11 protein-coding genes are annotated in these 23,857 nt (G+C 42.8%); 2 read left to right on the top strand and 9 right to left on the bottom strand.

Going from position 1 to position 23,857, the window contains the following annotated elements; genetic code table 11:
- Positions 1-34 precede the first annotated feature (34 nt).
- From C825_RS06865 to C825_RS06840, 6 genes are all read right to left on the bottom strand, one after another.
- Complete coding sequence (locus C825_RS06865) at positions 35-1,558, bottom strand: SusD/RagB family nutrient-binding outer membrane lipoprotein (protein WP_010801946.1); 1,524 nt, start codon at positions 1,556-1,558, stop codon at positions 35-37.
- Positions 1,559-1,571: 13 nt separating this feature from the next.
- On the bottom strand, positions 1,572-4,931 hold the full coding sequence (locus C825_RS06860; protein ID WP_010801945.1) for a SusC/RagA family TonB-linked outer membrane protein: 3,360 nt from the start codon (positions 4,929-4,931) through the stop codon (positions 1,572-1,574).
- Positions 4,932-5,078: 147 nt separating this feature from the next.
- A complete protein-coding gene (locus C825_RS06855; RefSeq protein ID WP_010801944.1) occupies positions 5,079-6,080 on the bottom strand; it encodes a FecR family protein in 1,002 nt (333 codons plus the stop codon).
- 66 nt (positions 6,081-6,146) lie between these two features.
- Positions 6,147-6,734 carry an RNA polymerase sigma-70 factor gene (locus C825_RS06850; RefSeq protein WP_007655012.1) on the bottom strand — a complete coding sequence of 196 codons (588 nt, stop codon included), beginning with the start codon at positions 6,732-6,734 and terminating at the stop codon, positions 6,147-6,149.
- A gap of 246 nt (positions 6,735-6,980) precedes the next feature.
- Positions 6,981-10,685, bottom strand: coding sequence for a DUF6383 domain-containing protein (locus C825_RS06845; RefSeq protein ID WP_010801943.1), 3,705 nt, complete (start codon positions 10,683-10,685; stop codon positions 6,981-6,983).
- 669 nt (positions 10,686-11,354) lie between these two features.
- The gene (locus tag C825_RS06840; RefSeq protein ID WP_007655016.1) at positions 11,355-11,801 is read right to left on the bottom strand and encodes a DUF6078 family protein; all 447 of its coding nucleotides are present in this window, start codon (positions 11,799-11,801) and stop codon (positions 11,355-11,357) included.
- 116 nt (positions 11,802-11,917) lie between these two features.
- Here C825_RS06840 and C825_RS06835 point away from each other — a divergent pair, with 116 nt between their 5' ends.
- Positions 11,918-15,934 carry a hybrid sensor histidine kinase/response regulator transcription factor gene (locus tag C825_RS06835; protein ID WP_010801942.1) on the top strand — a complete coding sequence of 1,339 codons (4,017 nt, stop codon included), beginning with the start codon at positions 11,918-11,920 and terminating at the stop codon, positions 15,932-15,934.
- A gap of 16 nt (positions 15,935-15,950) precedes the next feature.
- Here the strand turns inward: C825_RS06835 and C825_RS06830 are convergent, their stop codons facing one another.
- The 3 genes from C825_RS06830 to C825_RS06820 are packed head-to-tail and all read right to left on the bottom strand — an operon-like array spanning position 15,951 to position 19,911.
- The gene (locus C825_RS06830; RefSeq protein WP_010801941.1) at positions 15,951-16,748 is read right to left on the bottom strand and encodes a glycoside hydrolase family 16 protein; all 798 of its coding nucleotides are present in this window, start codon (positions 16,746-16,748) and stop codon (positions 15,951-15,953) included.
- A 9-nt stretch (positions 16,749-16,757) separates the two neighbouring features.
- Positions 16,758-17,963, bottom strand: a complete 1,206-nt coding sequence (locus tag C825_RS06825; protein ID WP_010801940.1) for a glycoside hydrolase family 88 protein — start codon at positions 17,961-17,963, stop codon at positions 16,758-16,760.
- Positions 17,964-17,970: 7 nt separating this feature from the next.
- Positions 17,971-19,911, bottom strand: coding sequence for a heparinase II/III family protein (locus tag C825_RS06820; protein ID WP_044214805.1), 1,941 nt, complete (start codon positions 19,909-19,911; stop codon positions 17,971-17,973).
- 716 nt (positions 19,912-20,627) lie between these two features.
- Between C825_RS06820 and C825_RS06815 the strand changes: the two genes are divergently transcribed.
- Positions 20,628-23,831, top strand: a complete 3,204-nt coding sequence (locus C825_RS06815; RefSeq protein WP_010801938.1) for a SusC/RagA family TonB-linked outer membrane protein — start codon at positions 20,628-20,630, stop codon at positions 23,829-23,831.
- The last annotated feature ends 26 nt before the right edge of the window (positions 23,832-23,857 follow it).

Here is a 23,857-nt window from a genome sequence, read left to right as displayed (position 1 = left end):
GAAATTTATTTCATGGATGTTTCATGATCAGATATTATTTTAAAATCCACATTAATTGATTCACTTCATCATTTCCGCCATACTGGCGTGCCACGGCTTCTTCCACATTCTCTTTATTATACGAATACTCGTCTGTCGAGTACATCCAGCGTACCGGAATCTTATCCTTTGCATTGGTGTTCAGGCTGGTTGCCGGATTTATCGGCAACTTCGGATAACCGGTTCTGCGATATTCGAAATAAGCATCCCAGGGGTATTGCATAAAGCTCGAGATGTAACGCTGCGTAATGATCTTCTCGATATCGCCTTCCTTATCTCCGGTCAGCTGTATGGAGGACTGGGCAAGAAAGTCGTTAATAACCTCCGGGGTCATTTTCCGTCCCTGATGATAAGTATCCTCATCCGGAGTATGCGCTACTGTAAAGTCCATGCTGGCTTTTATCCCTTGTTTATAATACGTCGAAGCATCTCCTGTAATCCAGCCTCTCACCACAGCCTCCGCCAAAATGAAATTCTGCTGCGAATATCCCAGACGGACAACCGGTTCCCCTTCCCTGGTATGAGTATACCGCCAGTTCAGGCCGGAAAAATTCTTGGCTACATATAAGTCTTTATGAGATGCAAAATCCAATGTAACATCTGTTCCGACGAAAACATCCCAGCTATCGGCTGCAACCCCTGCCTTCAATTTACTTTCAGCCGGTCTTGCATAATAGAACAAGCGATAATCCTTAGTATCTCTCAACATATCAATGAGAAAAGAAGATACCATCGGATAATCCCAATACATAGTAGTATAATATAAAGGATAAATCTGTCCGTCTTTATCGGAATAAACCAATTGGAAATTATCCGCATTCGATGTCATCAGAGTTGATGAACTTACAATTTTCTCGAAACGCTCCTTCACTCTTAAATCAGGGTCATCAACTTTCTTCGACAGCGACATTAATACCTGAAGCTGGAACACACTGACTATCTTTTTCCATCTTTCGACACTTCCTCCGACGAAAGGATCACCGTCGAAATCTTTTGCCTCACAAAAGAAAGCGTAGGATTTATCCAGATCATCAAGCACATGCAACATTACCTCCTTCTGCGTATCATACTTCGGTTTCATATTTCCTTCTTCCCCCTTCAGAGCATCGCTATAAGGAATATCCCCTAAATCCATTGATACCCAAAACAATTTATAAGCTTTGATAAACTGAGCGAGACCGGAATAAGCACTCTGATCTTGCTCTGGAGCCAGTTCCACCATCTTCTCCATATTGATAATCGTACTGTATCCGCTTAGGCCACTCCGTCCAAAACTATTATAAAGATAGCCCTGTGAATTTTCACCCCAGGCAATATGCTTACAAGCCAGGTTGTTTTGAACAAAATCTTTTGCACCCGGGCTTCCAAGCATACTTTTTATTCCCCCGGAAGCCAGCATAGCCGCAGTAACACGGGTTGGCACATCCGGATCTGTATTTATCTCATCAAAATTTCCACAGGAGGTAAAACAGAAAGCTACAGTAATCAGGCAAACAGCCAATTTTATATATTTATTCATTGTCTTTTCCGTATTATAAATCCAACTTTATATTAAAACCTAACAAACGGGTAGAAGGAGCATTCAGATTATCACTTCCTACATCCGGATCAGCATACTTAAACTCTTTAGTCCAAATCAATAAATTCTGTCCTACCAGACCGATAGAGGCCCCCTTCAATCTGACTTTTTCACAAAGTGTCCGAGGCATCTGATAAGTTAGTGACAAATCTCTTAATTTAATAAATGTCTGCTTGAAATAATTCTGAGGTCTTGCCGTATAGGCATTACAATGATACTCACGAATATACTGTTCGTAAGAGACCTGAACATCATTGGGCGCAAATACACGATCATCAAAAGTTATATTCCCATCCGAATCATACTTCACTGTACCGGATACAACCTTAACTCCTTTACCTATATAATTCTTTAATCCGTTCACTACCTCATCATAACGCCATTGATTATCACTTTCTATATGCGCTCCGGTATTCCATAATGCCTGATTGGTATTTGAATAAGCGATCCCCCCAACACGCCCGTCTACTGTAAAACTCAACGTAAAATTCTTATAAGTGACCGTATTTACCCATCCCCATATCCAATCAGGATTCGAATAGCCATGAAGGGTGGAATAATCACTGACTAATGGGTAACCGGCTTCATGAATCATATTACCATCTTTGTCATATTCATAATCAGCGTATGTTACATAATCTGTACGACCTCCCTCCTTCACCCAAGGTTTCTTAGAGGAGAAATCCGGGTCGAGTTTGGCATAGTATTTCCGATCCAAAGCCCAGTTGAAAGTTGAATTCCAGTTCAAATCCCTATTCTTTATGATATCTCCACTCACCTGTATTTCTACACCACGCCTTACATACTCTTCTTTAGAATTCACTTGTGTTTTATCGAATCCGGAAGCAGCACTGATTGTTGTATTCACAATCCGGTTATAGTAATATTTGTTATAATAAGCAGCATCTAAAATCAGTCGTTTACCGAAGAAAGTTACCATTGTACCCAGTTCATACGATTTTGAAGTACTCGGTTTAACCGATTTATTCCGAATCGTTGTTGGATAATAAGCAGTCGTGACATCATCCCATATATTTGTCGAGATTGAATAAGTATTGTTGGTCGCATACACGCTTGTATCATCTTTCGACATTGTCCAGGAGCCTCTCACTTTCCAGAAATCAATACATGAAGGCATTGGAATAAATTCAGACAAAACCACACTTCCGGCAACAGACGGATAAAAATAAGAACGAGTATCGGATGGCAACGACGATGACCAGTCGTTACGTCCGGTCACATCTAAAAACAAAGCACTTTTCCAGGAAACAGACATTTTGGCAAACAAACTATTCGTTTGTTTTTTAACCACCGAAGAGGAAGTCGCAGCCGGATCTACGGAAGATTTTAAAGAATAAAAGCCTGGAACCAACAACCCATTTTTCGTATGGCTGGTATGTTTATTGTCCTGATAAAAGTAAATATTCCCCCCGACAAAACCGTCTAAAGAAAAGTTTCCGAACTTATGATCCGCCATTAACATAAAGTCCGTATTGATACTATACCCATTCGGCGTTTGCAGTTCATAATATCCTTTCTTATCCCATGCACCATAGGCTCCAATCGGGTTGCGCCATTCTTTACGGGTTGAATACGCATCCAATCCGGATCTTAACATCGCTTTTAACCAAGGTGTAATCTTATAACTACCGGAGACAAACCCATTCACTTTGTCAAAATCGCTGGAACCGACAATCTCGTTTGCTATATAATAGGGATTATTATAATATCTCTCGTTATACCAGTTCTGTTCTACATCTTTCACCCGCCAGTAATTTTTATAATCACGGACATCCCATTCGGGACCGGTCCATACCAGCAGGTTGTATATTAATCCATTGCCGCCATAACCGGAATCTTCGCCGTTAGGAGAGAAACGTTTATTATAGGTAATACCGGCATCCAGATCGAATCCTTTGTAATGCATGTTACCGGAAGCTGTATAAGTTATTTTATTCAGCTTGGTATTCGGCCACTGTCCTTTATTATAAACATGAGTCAGAGATGTACGAAAACTGCCATACTTTCCTTTCTGTGTAACACTCACATTATTATTAGTAACAAAACCTGTTTCCTGAAAATTCTTCAAATTGTTTTTACCTTTTGAAGTCAATGGCATCTCACTCCATTCATAGGTATAAGGGTCATATTGAAGAGCCGTACGACCTATATCCAGCTTATCTCCCCAAACGTAATCCGTAGGGTTATATTTGCCACCCTGCCCACCGCTATAGGACGATTGTACTTTTGGAAATTTCAGATATCCGGCGTTGAACATCGTGTTGCTGTTAACAGAAATGTTCAAGCCATCTTCAGAGCCTCTTTTAGTAGTCACCATAATTGCACCGGAAGAACCACGAGCTCCATAAAGTGCAGACGCAGTAGCCCCTTTCAATACGTCAACAGACTCGATGTCATCAGAAGCCACATCTTGTAGCTTCATATTCCCATAAGGAACTCCATCTATTACTAACAGCGGATTTTCCCCACGCAAAGCCAAATCAGGTGTCGTATCGAATTCCGTGCTGTTCTTCACATTCAATCCGGCAATCTTACCGGTCAGTGAAGTAGCCACATCTACTGTTTTTACGGCAGCCAGGCGTTCACCTCCTACTTTCTGGACGGAATATCCCAACGCTTTCTCCTCCCGTTTGATACCCAAAGCCGTCACAACAACTTCGTCAAGCAACTCGGCATCTTCTGATAAAGTTACATTTATCACAGACTGTTTGCCTACCGGCACTTCTTTTGTCTTATAACCGATAAATGTTACCACCAATACCGACTTAGCCGGAACGTTCAGAGAATAACGGCCATCCATATCAGTTATAGTTCCCAGTACCTGTCCTTTCACGACTACATTGGCTCCGGATACAGGTTCCCCCAACTCATCTTTTACAACACCCGAGATCCGGACGTCTTTTGCCATGTTCTCACGGGGAACCAATACGTCCTTTCCGGTTACAATGACATGTCTTCCCTTAATCTCATATTTGACCGGTTGATCACTGAATATAATATCCAATGCTTCAGAAATAGATTTACCTGTCAGATTAACGCTGATCTGTTTGTGCAGTTGTACCTCTTTCGTATCGATGAAAAAAGAATAGCCACTCTGTTTTTTTACAGTTTCTATTGCGTCTTTCACAGTAATATTCCGGACATTCAAGGTTATTTTCTTTTCCTGGGGCAGTGCCGCAAAAGCAGATTGTCCGTTACCTGCTATAAGTACAGTACATAAGCCTGTAATAAATAATGTTTTTTTATGAGCAAATAATGTTGCTCTAATTTTCTCATAAGGAATGTTTTCCATAATTTTGTATTGTTGTTTTTAATAACAAAAAAGTTTAATGACTATCTGAATCGGGAAATGGTACCAACATTTTCCGATTCGCTTTTTATTCACATTGCTAATTTCCGTATCTATTCTCCTTTCTTTTTTAGTTAATACTACTTTGTTTTAATAGAGCTCTATAATATTATTCGTTTTTCTATACTTGAATTTTCCACTGCTGGACATGATCATCAATATGTCATCCAACGAATCATCCACTCTGAAATCGCCGTAAAAGGTTAACTTCTTCTTCTCTTCATTCCTAAAGATAAAGGTGACATCGAATGACTTTTCCAGTTCTCTGACTATCTGTTCCAGGGTCTGTTCATTAAAGAAGTGCGCACCGGTTGTCCAATGTCCGGCTAATGATGCCGGCACTTTGTGTATATCGGTTGTTCCGGTTTCTTTGTTATATATAACCTGTTGCTCCGGTTTCATGATCAGCGATTCATCCGGGTTCTTTATGTTCAACAGATTAACAGATCCTTCCGCCAATATCACTTCTATGTTTTCTTCGTCAGTATATGCTTTCACGCTAAACTTAGTTCCCAGCACCTTTACATCGAGATCGCTGGTATTCACAATAAAAGGCAGTTTTTCATTGCGAGTCACTTCAAAATAGCCTTCTCCTTCCAGCCGGACATGGCGGTCCTGATGGGAAAAACCGTTTGTATAACTCAATTTACTTCCCGCGTTCAGCCAAACCACCGTTCCGTCCTGCAAAACGATCCGGCTACGTGATCCTATAGGAACCTCAACCGTCTGCATCGCATATAAGGAAGATGGATCGAAATGGTTATGCCCCCAGTAATAACCTCCTCCCAACAACAGGATACCTGCAAATATTGCCGCCGCCACTCTGACAAAACGCAATGAAAAGCGTTTCTTCTTTTGCGATACGAAGATTCGTCCCCGGAAATGTTGAAAAGCACGGTTGCTTTCTTCTTGGGTCCCCGAAGCGGCGTTAGCAGCCAGCCACACTTCGGTCATTTCATAGAAATATTGTTTATGGGCAGTGTCGGCAGCCACCCATTGTTCCAATTCAACGCGCTGTTCCTTATTCAGCTCATTATTCAAATAAGCGGTAATCAGGTCATCGGGATAATATATTTGTTCCGTTTTATTCATTTTCTATGTTGTTATAAGGTAGACAAGAATAGTAGAGAAATGGGGTAGTGAAAAAACTCACTTTTTTCAAAAATATTTCACAAAGCAGACCAAAAGCACTATCAGATAGTCTTTTAAACGATCACGCAATATTGATAATGCTTGTTTAATATGATATTTGACGGTATTGACCGAAATGCCTAGACGGGCTGCAATCTCGTCATGTTTCAATTCTTCCAGGCGACTGAGAATAAAAACCTGGCGTGTTTCTTTCGGCAGGCGTTCAATCTCTTCCTGTACTTTAGCCATCAGTTCCTTTTCCATCAAACGCCCCAACGGATATTCATCCGAAAGAAATAACAAAGGGGAAGTCATATCCATATCATTCAGACTGACCTCCCTCCCGACATAATTCTTCTGTAAATAATTCAGGGAAAAATTCCGGACCATACGTATAAGATACGCATTCAGAGAGATTTGTATATCTATTGTTTTACGATTTTCCCAAAGATGGAAAAACACATCCGATACAATCGTTTCAGCCAGAAATTCATCTTGCAGATATTGCCGGGAGATACAGAACAGACGATGATAATACTTATCATAAAGTATCCGGAAAGCGTTCTCATCACCCTCCTTTACCCCTCTTACTATTTGTTCTTCATAATATTCCACGTGTATCTCGATAAGGACGGGCGAATTTAGTCAAAATGTTTTGACTAAACAACACAAAGCCCCAGGAGACGAATCCCCCGGGGCTTGCTTTTTTTGTCTGTTTTCACTCTTCACAGAGGTAGAACAGAAGAACTTTATTTCATTACTTTAGTATTAATAAATACCACTTGTTCACCTGTCACAGGGTAATTAACGCTATTGCGCTGCGTGATACTCTATTAGAATTATTTGATTATAAATAATTTCTTATTTAACGATTGCTTTTACAGCTGCTTCACCTTCTACAGCTACAAATACTACACCTGCAGGAGTTGAGATTGTAGCTTCGTTAGAAGTAACCACTGTGTTAGCAATTGTCTGGCCAAGGACGTTGCTGATAGTAACTGTCTTGCCTTCTGCACCTATTACAGTAACAGAACCATTTCCTGAAATTACTTTGATAGTAGCAACTTCAACTTCTTCTGTATCTGTTGCAGGACCTTCAGTTGCATTCGGAGCGAATACAGCAGCCTGGTTGATAACCTGGCTAAAGTCTTTTACCGGAGCACTATTTCCTCCACCAACTGAATCGTCAGTATCGTGGTTTCCGTTTTCATTATGGAACTTGCCTAATACAGGAACACCTGTTCCGTTCAAAGTAACCCAAGCACCAGTGAAAGAACCGATACCGGCTTCTGACTTATCAGCTTCAGCCATTGCTACGTCGTAAGATTCAAGCATGATGCCGTCTTCTTCTGTATCACCTACATAACGGATAGCAAAAGCTACGTTGTTGTGTGCACCGTCAAGAGCGATCTTATCGTAAACGATACCTTCCTGATCAGCAGCCAGATAAGTAGGAACTACATACATCTTTTCTGTAGTAGGATCAGCAGCGCTGATGCTTGCGATTGTATACGGAGCTTTCAGAACATACAAGAAATCACCCTGGTGGATAGCTTCTACGAAAGCAAGTCTTGTATAGTTATCGCTATGGAATTTGCTTGCATCTGTCAGTTTGTTGATAGAAGCGTGAATAGAGTCATTCAAGTTAACCAGGAATTCACCTGCTACATAGCCTTCGTAAGGAGCAGAATGTTCGCAAGTTGAATTGATTCCGTGTTGTGAACACCAAGTATAAGCAACTGCGCTATCAGGTCTGATAACAAACATATACTGAGGCATACGAGAATCTACAGCAGCTGCTACTTCGTCTACATACAAAGCTGCATTCTTTCTGCTACCGGCATCAGACAGCGTTTCGATATCCAGATAGTTCAGTAAACCTTCAGCAAGCAAGCTTCTTTCAAACAAGTTACCAGCAGTCTTCGTGTGAGTAAACTTCATGCAGTTTTCTTCGCTGTTGATATAGCTTGCATATTTGTCGCCAACGACAGCATCACCACGCATGTTCATATACAGAGGTCTTGCATCAGGAATAATATCGAATACATCGTATTCTCTCTGGCACAGATCGATAGCTTTTGTATGAGCAGTCTGAAGTTCTTTTGACAGAACGCCTACCGGCTGATAAGCAGTCTTGTCATGCTCTACAGTTACCAGTTCGTGATGAACTAAAGTAAAGCAATCAACACCTTCGTTTTCGCTGTTTTCTTTGAATGCGAATGTAGCCCATTTCAAACCGTCTCTACCTGCATTGATATCTTTTTCAGAAGCAATCACAAATTTGTGGTTGTTATCGTATGCAACCCAAACATGATCGTTATCAATCTTGTTGGCATCGCTTACTTTTACTTTGTACAAATATTTTTCACCGATAGTACCACCACCAACTTTATAACCGAATGCAGGAGCTGCAACGCGGAAGAATTCAAAGTTTGTAGCTGTAGTAGACAAACGTAAGTTTTCAATTACATCGTTAGCAGACAGGAACTGATTGCTAAAGTCTTTTTCGATCAGGTTGAAAGCATATTTGTTCTCTCTTAATACATCATCAGCAATATTCAGATAGCCGATTGTCGGATTTTCAACAGCGGCGAAAATCAATGTGTCAGCACAGTTCAATGCATTGTTTGTAGCCGGAGTTGCCACATTGTTATGACCGCGCAAGCCCTGGTAGTTATGGTTGATGATATACACCAATTCTTTGCCTTCTGCATTCTTTCCGGCAGTATACAACTGACCCATAAATGCCTGAGATGCAAATTCACGGTTTGTGATCTTCACCCAACGGTTTCCACCTTCCGGGCAACCCAATTGTTCAACAACCCACTGTGTTGCAGGCATGTGAGCGAAGTTCTGTTCAGCTTCCCAAACATCGTACCGATAGTGTCCTGCATAATCAGCAACCAGATAAGAACCATTCAAACGTTTTTCATCTAAAGAACTGTTAGTCTTAGTAGTTGAAAGTTGCAGATAATAGATACCTGTTGCCTGAGTTGTACGGTTCAATATAGGCAAATAAGTGTTATTGAAGTTCACTTTCACGTTCATATTTGCGTACGGATAGCAGAACGGCTGATTAGCATGGTTCTCGGCAGCAACAATAGCAATACCATTGGCAGTCTTTACATCATGACCACTGGTTACTGCATTCTGAGGCTGACCGACAGTAATAACTGTACGGCTATCAATGCCATTAGTAGCATTCATAGCTGTTAATGCAACCGGAATTTTCTCTGCCTTTTTAGCAAATTCACCGTTCAAATCAACATTATTTCCTGTTGTGGAACCTGCATTAATCGTGTTGTAGTATTCGTCAGCAGTTGCATCAGCCAATTTTGTCTGATTCCATTTTTTACCAGCCTGCTTCAACGCTGTTGTAATTACAGATGCGTTCAGTGGTTCCAGTACCAGGCTATCATTAGTTGCATAATAAGTTGCTTTCCAGATATAACGAGCTAACAATGCATCACAAGCTTCTTCATTTACACGTGCAAGCTTAGCATCTATTACTTTCAGACCACCATGTAAAGACGGATTCTGAATAGATTCGTGTGTCTCGTCTGTTGCCACCATTAAATACTTATCGGTAGTTTTCTTGTTCAACAGGATATTGTATCCGAAGAACTTACCAGACGCAGGCTGTACCATATCCCAAGCAGCATAAGCAGGATATACAGCAGCAACTTCTTGAGCCAGATAAGCACCTGTAACCAAATCTTCGTTTGTGATAGCAGCCTTAGTTCCAATCAAACCAAAAGCATTAAAGATTGCTTCATTATTGCTGGTTCTGTTCTGCCATGAACCTTCTGCATCGATCATCGAATTGATATCTTTAGCAGTCAACACCTTTGCACCGGCAGTACGAACTGTCAATGTCAGGAAGTTGATATTGGTCATCTCGTCATTCAATAAAGATTTTTTCACCTTTACAGCAACAACATCACCATCTGTTTTGGCAATCAGTCCCATTACTTTATCACCTTCATGTACATAAGAGTACACTTTCTTCGGACCGAAGATATCGGGTTGTTCATCATCTGAATACCATTCCCAACGATTATTATCATCTTTAATAATAGTTGTCTGATTTGCATCTACATTGATAGTTGTACTAACAGTTGTAGGTTCAAAAGCGTCTGCACAATCATAATTGATAGTATAACCTGTTTCTCTGTTTACAAAAACAAATTCCTTACCACGAAGACCATTGTCTTTTACTTCGATTCTCCACAAAGAACCTGTAAGAGGAGCTTTGTCGATATCCATCACTTTCAAAGTCAAATTACCTGTTGCATAATCGCGAACCTGTACCAAGACCTTAGCAGGAACCAAATCATTTTGATCCTCTGTAACTACAGAACCGTTAGCATTAACCTGTAATTGATAATAATAGTCCGGATTAATAGCCTTAACCCCTGTCAGGCAGGCATCGAACTGTTCTGACAAAACAGCTTGTGTACGGTAAGGAATTTCTCCCTGAGCAGTCAACGCATGCGTTTGAGCCCCCAATGAGAAAGCACTTGCCATAAATGCACAAGCCATCAAAGTAGAAAACTTTTTGTTCATAATCAATAAATTTAATATTAATAATAGTGTTATAAAAGTCCATTTCACGGATCCGTTCAGAGACTGTCAAATGTTAAATGACGAGTTTAAACGTTCCTTTTTTCTCGTCATTTTTTGGTGTATGATTTGAGTTCATACCGGAAAGGTCGAATTTTGTACTAACTTTGTTATTCTGTTGATAAGAAAGGATATAGAGAAAGAAAAAAATATAGAGAAAAAGAGTGGTGGTTAAAAAGATTGTTGTAATTTTGTGACTAGAAAAAAGGAACCTTTAAATTAGTCAGTCCTTTTTCGCACTTCACGTTTTATAATTCAATAGCTACACATTCATCTCCGTCTTTAATCCGTTAGAGAAATATTAAAGGTCTTATATATAATGTACATGCGCGTACATTAATATTATTATTTATCGGAAGCAAAAAATCCATACTATTACGGCTTTTTCCATTTTCAAGCACAAAAATCCAAGAAATCCGGTCTTTCGGAGAATGTAAGCGCACCTGTTTTTCATTCCGCAACCAGACAACTTCTGTATCTTATATTAGGATACCATATTCTCATATATTATGATACAACATTCGTATAATATATGAGAATTGAGTATCACAATATATGATATTTCTGCATCTATACAGATAGATCATTCAGTAGTCCGTAACAGACTATGAATCAATCTCTATCCAAATCATAATACTCCATATATTCGTCATATTGCGGCTCTTCGGTAATGCCTTGGGCAAGGAACAGCTTTTTGATATATGCCTGCTCTTTCGGCCTGACCAGGCGCTTCTTTTGTTTACAGCGGTAATAGGTATTACGTCCCAGATGGGCAATAAGCTGTGATTTGATTGTCTCGGCTTTTCGCAAAGGGATATCATCGAACAGGCAGGTTATACCTCTGGCGAACCGCTGCGGTTGGTCGAGCAGGAAGAAAGGACACTCTTCGCCGGTGAGAGATGCAAGGTGGCCCGGATTGATAATATATACACCTCCGCGCGTTTGAGGAACACGAAGCCACACCTGATGCCGAAGGCAGGTATCACGACGCACGCATTTCTCGTTGAGACAATGGGCAAAACGACCCGGGAATTCATCATAATTGAAATCTGCTTTCATAATATGTAATAGTTTATTGGTTACATTGATTTACAAAGATAGCATTTTATATGACCTGATACGTAAAGCTGTTTCAGAATTTATCATTATCTTCGCCTTCAAATAATGTAAAAGCCATGAGAAAATCAATCATCCTTTTCATATTTCTGCATATCTTGTCTTACGCCTTCCCTATCTATTTCAAACATATCGGGATGAAAGAAGGACTTTCGCAACTTTCTGTTATGTCTATCTATCAGGATGAACTGGGCCGTATGTGGTTCGGGACGGAAGAAGGGCTAAGCGTTTTCGACGGTGTTCACGTAACCTCGCATAAACCGACATTAAAGAATGAGAGCGGGAAGGAAACAACCGTTGGTAACAGCATCGACTTCATAACCGGAGACAACCAAGGGAATATTTATTTCAATTCGGATAATTCGTTGGTACGATACAACCTGCGTTCCCAGCAGTTTACCTGCCTGAAACAAGCATGGGTGAATGCGATCGCTTTCAGCGGCGAACAACTTTGGGTGAACGCGTCCGATTCTATCTTTGTCTGGGATACACAGACGGAAAAACTTCATTTCCGCTTCAAACTGGAACTCTCCAACCAACATGCAACCTGTATCATGGTCGATTCCCAAAAACGCTGCTGGATAGGGACCAATTCCGGATTATATATGAAAGAGGAAGACAAGCCTCTTGCCTATATCATTCCCAGTGAAGATATTTATGCCTTATACGAAGATTCACATAGGAACCTATGGATATCCGCCCGCATGAACGGACTTTACAAACGCGAACCGTCGGGCGATTTCAAACGCTACCGCTTCGATCCGCACAACGATAACAATATATCCAGCAACCAGGTAAGGGGAATCGTTGAAGACAACTCCGGTAACCTTTGGATAGGGACCTTCACCGGACTAAACAAATATAATCCCTATAACGATCATTTCCAGGTATATACCCGCGACAACCTTCCCGGAAGCCTCGCCCACTCCTCCGTTTTCCCGGTTTACAAAGACCGGCAGGGAAGCATCTGGTTGGGTACTTATTACGGTGGCGTCCACTATTTCAATCCTGAAATGGACCTTTTCACGATTTATACGGCAGACAAAACAAGGAAAGACTGCATCAGTTTCCCTTTTGTCGGGCATATGACGGAAGATAAAGACGATAATATCTGGATCTGCACCGAAGGCGGCGGACTGAACCTCTTCGACCGGAAAAAGAAAACATTTACCTATTTCATGGCCGATCCCGACAGAAACTCTATCGCCCATGACAATCTGAAATCTATTGCCTACAGTGCCAACCGCAATAAGCTTTACATCGGTACCCACACCGGCGGACTATCCATATTCGATATCCCGAAGAAACGGTTCCGGAATCCTTATTTCGAAGACCCTTCGTATGCCGTAAAAGCCGGCGACCGTATCAATCAGATGGCCATCTGGAAAGACAAATACCTGGTTCTCCTGACGCAATGGGGATGTGTCAAAATGGATCTCGATACCGAAAAGATCACCCAGACTTTCGACGGAGGCAAGCAATACGGTAATCATTGTTTCCTGATCGACTCGCAGGATTATATATGGATAACAACAGGAAGAGTCATCAACAAGATCAACCTGAATAACCAGGAAGACAGGACAGTCTTTCGTTGCGGCGAAAACGGATTGGGAAACCAGCCGGTATCTGCCATCTATGAAGACAAAAAAGGACGTATCTTCTTCGGTACGCTCGGAGCCGGACTTTATCTGTATGATGAGAAGAACCATACTTTCAGTGGATATACAACCGAAAACAGTATGATCCTAAGCAACTATTGCTACGATATCAAAGAGTCGATACAAGGTTACCTGATCATATCCGGTGATAAAGGACTCTCTTTCCTGGATCCGGAACAACAGTTATTTAAGGTGGTAGAACTGGGCACCGCACTTCCTGTTTCCGGGATCAACAAAGGATGCGGACTGCTGGTCAGCCCGAATGGCGAAATCTTTGTCGGAGGAATAGACGGTTTAAGTACGTTCTTCGAACAGGACTTGTTCCGGCCTGCAAAAGACTACCGGTTATATTTCTCCGAATTGTATATCAATAATGAATTAGTAAATCCTTCCGACCGTTCACGGGGTCTCTCCGATGCTTTGCCTTATACGCAGGAAATAGAGTTGAACCACAATCAGAACAACCTCATCATCTCGTTCAACTCGAACAACTATATCAATACGTTGAAAGAGACGGCTTACGAATACATGCTGGAAGGCTTCGACAACAAATGGATCAACAATACCGACAACAGCATCCAATACACGAACCTCAATCCGGGTAAATACACCCTGGTCGTGCGTGAGAAACAATACGACACAAAGATCGAACCGCAAACGATCCGGATGGGCATCACGATCCATTCCCCGCTCTATGCCACACCGTTATTTTATCTCTTATACGTGCTGGTCGGCGGCGGGTTGATCTATAGCTTCTTCCGCTTCAAACAATCGCAGTTGCTGCTCAGAACTTCATTGGAGTTTGAACGGAAAGAAAAAGAGAGGATCGAGGAACTGAACCAGGCTAAACTACAGTTCTTTTCAAACATCTCGCATGAGTTCCGGACACCGCTTACCCTGATCATTTCGCAGATAGAACTCTTGCTGCAAAGCAGTTCGGTGGCCCCATCCACCTACAACAAACTACTGAAAATATACAGGAACACGCATAATATGCGGATGCTGATCAGTGAGTTGCTGGATTTCCGCAAACTGGAACAAGGGCATGTGAAACTGAAAGTATATGAACAAAACATCATCCCTTTCCTGAAAGAAATCTATCTGTCTTTTTACGAATATGCATCCAGCCGTTCGGTGACTTATCAGTTCACCTCCGGGGCGGAAGATATCGAATGCTGGTTCGACCCGAAACAGATGCAGAAGGTATTCTACAACCTGTTGTCGAACGCATTCAAATATTCAAAACCGGGTGCTGCCATCGAAATGGTCGTCGAAGAGAATGACCAGGCGATCATCATAAAAATCATAGACAACGGTATCGGTATCAGCAAAGAAGATATCGACAAGATATTCGACCGTTTCTACCAGGCAGGAAATAACTCATCGGGAATATCGCAGCCGAGCACCGGTATCGGTCTGTCGCTAACCAAGAGCATCATCGGGTTGCATCATGGAAAAATACAGGTAGAAAGTACGCCGGGATACGGAAGCATATTCATTGTGCATCTGCCGAAGGGCCGAAGCCATTTCAAAGAAGGTGAATGTCAGTTTGTACAACCGGAGAAAGAGATGATCCGCAACGAGATACTGCCGGAAAGTCTGACCCAGGAAATTCCCGAAAGTACCTCCGAATTATCGCTGGCCGAGACAGATGCCACCTACACCATCCTGTTGGTCGATGACAACGAAGAACTGCTCCAGATACTGAACTCGCTATTCTCGCCGGTTTATAATGTCTTACTGGCACGGAACGGAAAAGAGGGACTGGAGATCACACGTTCCCAAAAGCCGGATATCATCGTCAGCGACATCATGATGCCTGAAATGTCTGGAACCGAAATGTGCCTGAAGATCAAGAATGATTTCGACATCTGTCATATACCGGTCATCCTGTTGACAGCGCTCGGTTCGGCAGAGCAAAGCATAGAAGGTTTGCAGCGGGGAGCCGACGATTATATCAGCAAGCCGTTCAATGCCAAAGTACTGCTTGCCCGTTGCAACAACCTGGTGCGCAACCGTATTATCCTGCAAAAGAAGTTCAACGAGCAAAGGGATTTCGATACGCAATCGCTGGCCAGCAACCCGATCGACCAGAAGTTTATGGACACGGTAAACCGAATCGTAGAAGAAAACCTGAGTAATATGGAATTCGACATGAATACCCTGGCTAAAGAACTGGGATTGAGCCGCAGCTCGCTTTATGCCAAGTTCAAAGCCCTGACCGGAATGACACCAAACGATTTCGTCCTGAATTGTAAATTGAAGCGGGCCGCCACCTTGTTGATAACCCGTCAGGATTTGCAGATTGCCGAGATCTCCGACATGCTGGGTTTTGGTTCCCCCCGTTATTTCACCCGTTGCTTCAAAGCACAGTTCGATACGACACCGGCGGAATACAAGAAAAAGAAGGCAGACTAATGCCTGCCTTCAACGATTATTTTTTCTTCTGATAATAACGAACCCAGTCGACCTTCATCTCGACCGGAAGATCTTCCGGGTTGACAGGACCGACCCAGGGGCCACCCAGCTGCATATCGATTAACAGATAATAGGGTTTGTCAAATGGGAATTGACCTTCTTTATCGGTTTCTATGCGGGGATATGAAAAGTTTCGTACATCATTTATAAAGAAAACGAGGCTATCCGGATACATTTCTACGGCATATACATTATAACCTGCCGGATCGATAGGCCCAGTGCTTCCCTGAGGCGGGTCTTTCTTGATATTCAGGTTATGCGTATAAGTAGAATGAACTGTCTGATAAGCAATGCTATCATAATTCAGATGCTCCATGATATCTATCTCGCCGCCCGACGGCCAGGGATACTTCGCTTCTTCAAACGGTTTCAACCAGATGGCCGGCCATGCCCCGGTGGCACACCCCAGCTGTGCTTTTATCTCTAACCGGCCTCCATGGAAAGCACGCTTATATTTAGTATAGATGCCTCCGGTAATGTAAGGAACCGTATCTGTCGAGCGGTCCGGATTGATTAAACCTTTCAAAACAAGATTACCGTCAACCAAATCATAACAGAGTTCACTGTCAGACATATATTTTGCCCACTCCGGTGCCCAACGGGGAATTTTCGACCAGTTTGTCGTATCCAACCCGTTTGCCTGGTCAAAGTTTTCCTCCCAGACCAACTGCCATTCATCTGCCGGTCTCGTATTACAGGCAGCCATCATCAGAATGACAGCTGCTCCGCATATCCATTTCATACCTTTTCTCATAAGAAAATATTATTTCGATTCTAACTCCTTCTTGCGTTTCAACGCTTCCATAAAATAGTAATCGGCATAATTCAACGGAACGTCTATTTCCGAGTTATGAGGAATACTACCTACGGAATGCATCAGGAGAAAGTTACCATTCGTTCCCAGAGCAGCCCGGTAAGCCGGAGAACCCAGCGAAGTCATGATACTGTCGGCATATGTCTTATACGCTACGGCATCTTCCACATCCATCGTACTGATTTCATACAATGCGGAAGCAATACAGGAAGCAGTTGAAGCATCACGCGGTTCATTCGGAATGTTCGGTGCATCCATATCCCAATAAGGGATCAGGTCAGCCGGCATTGCTTTATGATTCTTCATGAAATTGAATGTTTTCAACGCCTGGTCCAGATATTTGCGATCACCCGTTTCACGGTAGCAAACAACGAATCCGTAAATAGCCCACGCCTGTCCGCGGCTCCAGGCCGATTCATGCGCATATCCTTGTGCCGTATGGCGGTTACGAACGGAACCATCTTTCAGACTATAATCGATGACATGGTAACAGCTGCCGTCCGGACGGAAATGTTCCTGCAACGTACGGTCTGCATGAGCAATCGCTATGTTATAAAAAGAGGAATCACCGGATAGACGGGTCGCTTCGAACATCAGCTCCAGGTTCATCATATTGTCGATAATCACCGGACATTCCCAACCGCGTTCCGACTGCCATCCTTTATCTACATTCCATGACTGGATTACCTGGGGAGCCTCACGGAAACGGGTTGATAATGACTTGGCAGCCTGTACCATCACATCTTTATAAGACGGATCGGCCGTCAGACGCAAACCGTTACCGAAGCTGCAATTAACAATGAACCCGATGTCATGATGCCAGGTCAGGTTCTTGGCTTCTTCTATGGCCCATGTATATTTCTGAGCGAGTGGAAGCAAGGCCGTATCGCCCGTCAGTTCATACAGATACCACACCGAGCCGGGAAAGAACCCACTGCGCCAGTCCCCGTAGCCGCAATAATAAACTGAGCTATCCTTTTTCAGCGTCACAGGATTCAGGCATTTACCACTGGCTTCAATGACTTCTATCTCGTTACCGAGCTGTGCACGGGCGAAATCGATATTCTCGTCAATAAAACTCTTTTCTACTGTTTTAGGTGTTCCCCCGCAAGAGATCAGGAATGCGGAGAAAGCTAAAGCGATCCAATTTTTCATTCTTCTTTTATTTATTGTTTTGTTTAATTGTAAATGTGTAAGTACCGGATTTTACCATTTTTCCGGCATTCAAAGAGAGACGATAGATTTCTTTTCCCCATACGTTGGATAAACGCGGGTCATCCAACGCGACTGTCTCTACAGACGGGGTGAAAGTATTTTTATCATACAGCAATTCTACCTTTTCTCCGTTTACATCTATCCGGACGATTCCTTCCGAAGAGACATCGATCTTACCCCAGGTCAGGAAATTGACTTGATTCGGTTCTTTCAACTCTTTCAGGGTAAATGAATCCTGAATCTTCACTTCGCCCTTATTCTTATTTAATGTATACGAACGAACCCATTTATCCACCCCGGCTTCTTCAGGATAAGCGGTAGCAATATTAGCGGTAAAAGTCATCCGCTTCGGGTCGAAAGAAGTCGCAGTCGCTTTATATCGGGAACCAAACGACTGGGGCACTCCGTTTATCATCGGCAGATTATGGTAGTTGCTCTGCATTGTCCAGATCGTATACCGTTCGTTACTGAATGTCTGGCGGGTATAAGTGCCGACACCGGCATCGATAAATACCGGAGTCGTATTTGAATACAAAGAGAAAGTACCGGCATCATTATGATTATGGCTTTCATTGTTATATCCACCTTTCGCAGCCAGGAAAAAACCTGCTTTATTCGTCATATAACAAAATTCCGTTTCCGGATACCAGGTATAAGCCGGAGACTGATACGAAGGTTCCACCTCTCCCATCTCCTTTGCATACAGGAGACTTTGTAAGGTGCGGAACATATCTCTCCCGGAAGAAAGTGATTTTCTGGTTGACAGGCTGTTCAGATAAGCGGCATACTGCATCATCACATCACTGCCTACCGCCTTTCCGTAGCGGAAAATAATCGGGGCTTCTCCGCCACCTTTCGCCGAGGCATCCGCGAAGTTAACCACCCAGCCATTCCCTACATAGGAGCGGGCAATATATTCACCCATATTTTTGATAATCGGCTGATCGAACAGACTGATCTTTCCACCGGTCCCGTCGTACAATAATTGCAGATAATCATACATCTTTCCCGCAGCATGTCCCCAATAAGAAGGACCTTCTTCGCAGGCACCGTCCGAATGAGTATAGTTGATGAATTTATCGACCGAGACCATTGTACGATGAACGGCTTCCGCCAGTTTCTCTTTATCGTTTTCCAACAGTAGGAAACATTGCAGTACATTAAAGTTACACCACGGATTCCAGTTGTTGACCAAAGTCCCGGGTTTGTAATTGAAGGCCATCCACCAGAAACGGTCTTCTTTCATATAAGTATCCAGTATTCTTTTCTGTAACTCATGGCGCAGGCGTTCGGAAATAACAGGATTTACTTTATCAAATTCGGTATGGAAGAAATAATAAGTCCAGGACAATAAGGAACCCAGGTCGCCGGCAGTCAGGTCGATCACATCTTCTTTATAATCGGGTAAAGAACGTTTTGAATGCTGTGCGCTTAAATGTGCCGACAATACCCAGGAAGTCATCTCACAGGACTGAAAAACACCATTGATCAGCTGATCGATAAAGCGGCCCTTTCCTTCTGCCAGTTCGGCCATTACCAGGTCGGCTATGGCTCCGTTGTTACTGCCGAAAGGATCTTCCATGATCCGCCGGTTTCCGCTACGTTCGTATTCGATATAGTCGGTTGCTTTAACAACTTTCCATTCATAACCCAAACGTTTCTCTCCTTGTTTGATGTAATCATTCCTATAATCTCCCAGAAATTGCTCCCAGGCAGTGCGATCGGTATAATCCGGATAAGGAACCCATTGCCGGTCCATCAATAAAACGGATTTCAATTCAGGTATATCTGCCGCCTTTTGCAGCAGATCACGTTCGACATAAGCATTTGCTGATGCTATTATTCCGAATAGCAAACAAAATAAGGTTAAACATTTCTGTGTTCTCATGGTACTACTTTTTTGCTTTGATCACAAAAGTAGAAAGATTGTCTATAACAGAGGCGTCTATTTATCCATTTCATATGCACTTATCGTCCAAAGGCATGGATAAAAATAAGTCAAAAGGTTCTTTTTATTTCACTGTAAATAAAGGTATGTCTTAGTCTGTTAAGGTATTTGATACCACCTTTGAAGCAAGCTGTTTTCACATATATTAAAATATAACTTAGTCCTAATGGAACTCCAATCATACCGATGCAAATATATATGTTATTAATGTTAACGAGTGTATTAATTTATCCATTTAATATGCACTAATAGTCCAGCGCTTATTTGTAAAAAACGATAATCTCCCTATTTTAAAGCCTTTGTATATTTAGCCTCCGGATAAGAATGTTAACGATATTCAATAATAATAACAGTGATGATTTAATCATTCCAAACATCTTTTCAGTATCTGCAACGCAAATACCAATGATTTGTCTTTCTCCGCTCTCCATTTATTTATCAGTGCCTTACCTAAAGTTACCCTAAAATCCACACCGTTTTCAACAGTCATTATATACTAATTGATCTTCAATCCTTTCGCCATCCAAATCAAAAAAACAGCGTAGTTCCATTAGAACTATGTGTTTTTTGCCAAATACCCAGGCTGAAACTCACGGAAAAACAATCAGTAAACCGGGTAAACAATTAATTAATCATTAACTAAATCTGGTGTTATTATGACAAAGGATTTTAATCGTTTTTACTTATCAAAACAGATGTTCCTGGGAGCAACCCTGCTTCTGGCATCTGTAGGATTGGCAACGGCCAGTCCGGCAACAGGAACTACGGGTACAGCCTTACCGAACCCTGTTGCTGCTTCTCCTCAACAAGCCAAATACATTATTAATGGAGTAGTCGAAGATCAGTTCGGTCCGATAGCAGGCGCCAATGTAGTTGAGAAGGGAACCACAAACGGGACAATTACCGATATGGACGGTAACTTTACCCTGGAAGTATCACCTAATTCCGTACTGGTCGTTTCATTTATCGGATTCAAGGAACAACAGATTCCGGTGAATAACCAGAAATCATTACGGATTAAATTATCGGAAGACTCCCAGGCACTGGACGAAGTCGTTGTAGTAGGTTACGGTACGCAGAAGAAGGTGAACCTGTCCGGCTCCGTTACCTCCGTAAATGTCAGCGAGATGGCCGAAAGCCGCCCGTTAACTAACATCTCTACGGCTTTGGCCGGAACTGCACCGGGGGTACAGATCACATCCAGCAACAATATCCCCTCCAACAACGGAGATGCGGATATTAAGGTACGCGGACAGGGAACATTGAACAACTCCTCTCCCCTGGTTATTATTGATGGTGTGGAAGGTAATTTGAACAGCGTCAGCCCGCAGGATGTGGAAACAGTCAGCGTATTGAAGGATGCTGCCTCATCGGCCATCTACGGTTCACGTGCAGCAAACGGTGTTATCCTGATTACCACCAAGTCCGGTAAGGCCGGCAGGATGAAAATCGACTATACCGGTTATGTTTCTTTCCAGAGCCTGAACAAGCCATACGACGTAGTCACCGACTATGCCAGCTACATGGAGTATATGAATGAAGGGATGCGCAACAGCAATAAACCCGAGCCTTTCTCCCAGAACGTGATAAATTTGTGGCGTGAGAAGTCGAAAGACCCGAACGGTCTGAATGAGCATGGTATTCCGAACTATCTGGCATATCCTAACAGCGACATCTTCGATGTGTATGAAACCGGTGTTTCCCATCAACACAGCCTGTCAGCAACCGGAGGTTCCGAAAAAGTGACTTATTATACATCTTTCAATTATCTGAATAACCCGGGTATCCTGGAAAATTGCGGATACGAACGTTTCAGCCTCCGTGCCAATATCGATTCGCAGGTAAAAGACTGGTTGAAAATCGGTGTAAACCTGAGCGGATATACAGCCAATACAACTCCGGTCAGCGAGAACATCAACGATATCTATACCTACGGCTTAACCGGTGGAAACCCGGGTATCGCCTATCTGGACGACCAGAACCGGTTGGGTATCAATGCCAATAATGAAGATGACCCTCAGAACGCTACAAACAATCCATATAATCGTTTAAGGAATGTGAGCGGTAACATCGGAATAAACACGCTGAAAACCCGTATGTATGCGATTTTGACTCCGTTAAAAGGTCTGACTATCCAGGGTTCTTATACCTATGATTATTATGACAAACAAAAGGATTCGAAACCGAACTTCGTCCCGATGTATAATTTCCAGACGAATACGTTATATACGGATGGTGTGGGCCAGACAAGCATCTATAATTACAATGAAAAGACCTACAGGAATTTCATGGATGCCATCGCCCGCTACGAACGTAACTATCTGAATAACCGCCTGAGCACAAATATCATGATTGGTGCCAGCCAGGAACAATACAAACGTTCTTACTTCAGTGCCACCCGTAAGGATTTGCTCGACCCGTCACTGGGTGTAATCGGAGGAGCTATCGGCGAATCTTCCTCAACCGGTAATGTTACGGAATGGGCGATGCGCTCTTTCTTCGGACGTATCAACCTGGGTTGGGATGACAAATACTTATTGGAAGCCAACCTTCGTGCCGACGGTTCTTCCCGTTTCCAGAAAGATAACCGCTGGGGTTATTTCCCATCGTTCTCTGCTGCCTGGCGTATTTCGGAAGAAAACTTCATGAAAGACTTCACCTGGCTGGACAACCTGAAGATACGCGGTTCTTACGGTTCGCTGGGTAACAACACCCTGGGAAGCAACAGAGATAACGACGGCAACTACCTCTCGCAATCGCTGTATGCACAGACCAATTACGTATTAGGCCGTGCCGTGGCAATGGGACTTTCTCAAACTGCCATCGCAAATGCCAATCTGTCCTGGGAAACGACCTATATCACCAACCTGGGGGTTGACTATAATATGTTTAGCAATCGCTTGAGCGGTAGTCTCGAATTCTTCAATAAGAAAACAGACGGCATTTTGATTGACCTTCCGGCTCCAATGGTTCACGGTAACGCGACAATTCCTAAGCAGAATGCCGCCCAGGTAACCAATAAGGGGGTTGAGTTCTCTGTGAACTGGTCCGACAAAGTCGGTAAGGATTTCGACTATAATGTAGGCTTCAACTTCACTTACATCAAAAACAATGTCGATAAATTTAAAGGAGACGAACCTTCGTACGACGGAGCCAGAATGTTGAAGGAAGGACTTCCTATCTGGTCTTTGTATGTCCGCGAAATTGACCGTATCATCCAGACAGATGCAGACCTGGCACTGGTTGAAACGATGTTGAATAACCCGGAAGTAGAAGGTAAGGTCGTATTCCCTTACGGAGTTCCTCAAAAAGGTGATATCCTGTACAAAGACCTGAATGGCGACGGACTGGTAAACGATGATGACCGTACCGTTATCGGAAATGGCAAGAACCCGACCTTCACGTATGGCGTGAACCTGGGATTCAACTGGAAAGGCATTGACTTCTCTACATTGATTCAGGGTGTAGCCGGCATTAAAGACGTATATCTGAGCAACCTGTATAAAAGTGGTGTCCGCCAAGGTTACCAGATGAACCAGGAAGTTATCGACGGACGTTGGTACGAAGGCCGTACGGATGCCAGTTATCCACGTCTGCTGGACTATAGCGATACCCGTAACGAACAGTATTCCGACTTCTGGGTTGCCAGCAAGGCGTACCTGAAAATTCGTAACATCACATTAGGTTATACCCTGCCCAGTCAATGGACCAAGGTTGCCTATATGGACAGAGTCAGAGTATACGGCAGTTTGGAAAACTTCTTCACTTTCTCGAAGTGGAAAGGATACGACCCTGAAGTGAGCGGCGTTACCTATCCGACCATGCGTCAAGCTGTAATCGGTATTAATGTTACTTTCTAATCAGAATGTCTAACTAATAAACAGAA

The organism is Parabacteroides sp. ASF519 (assembly GCF_000364265.2).
In the GTDB taxonomy this organism is placed as follows: domain Bacteria; phylum Bacteroidota; class Bacteroidia; order Bacteroidales; family Tannerellaceae; genus Parabacteroides; species Parabacteroides goldsteinii.
This window is presented reverse-complemented; position numbering and strand designations above follow the sequence as displayed.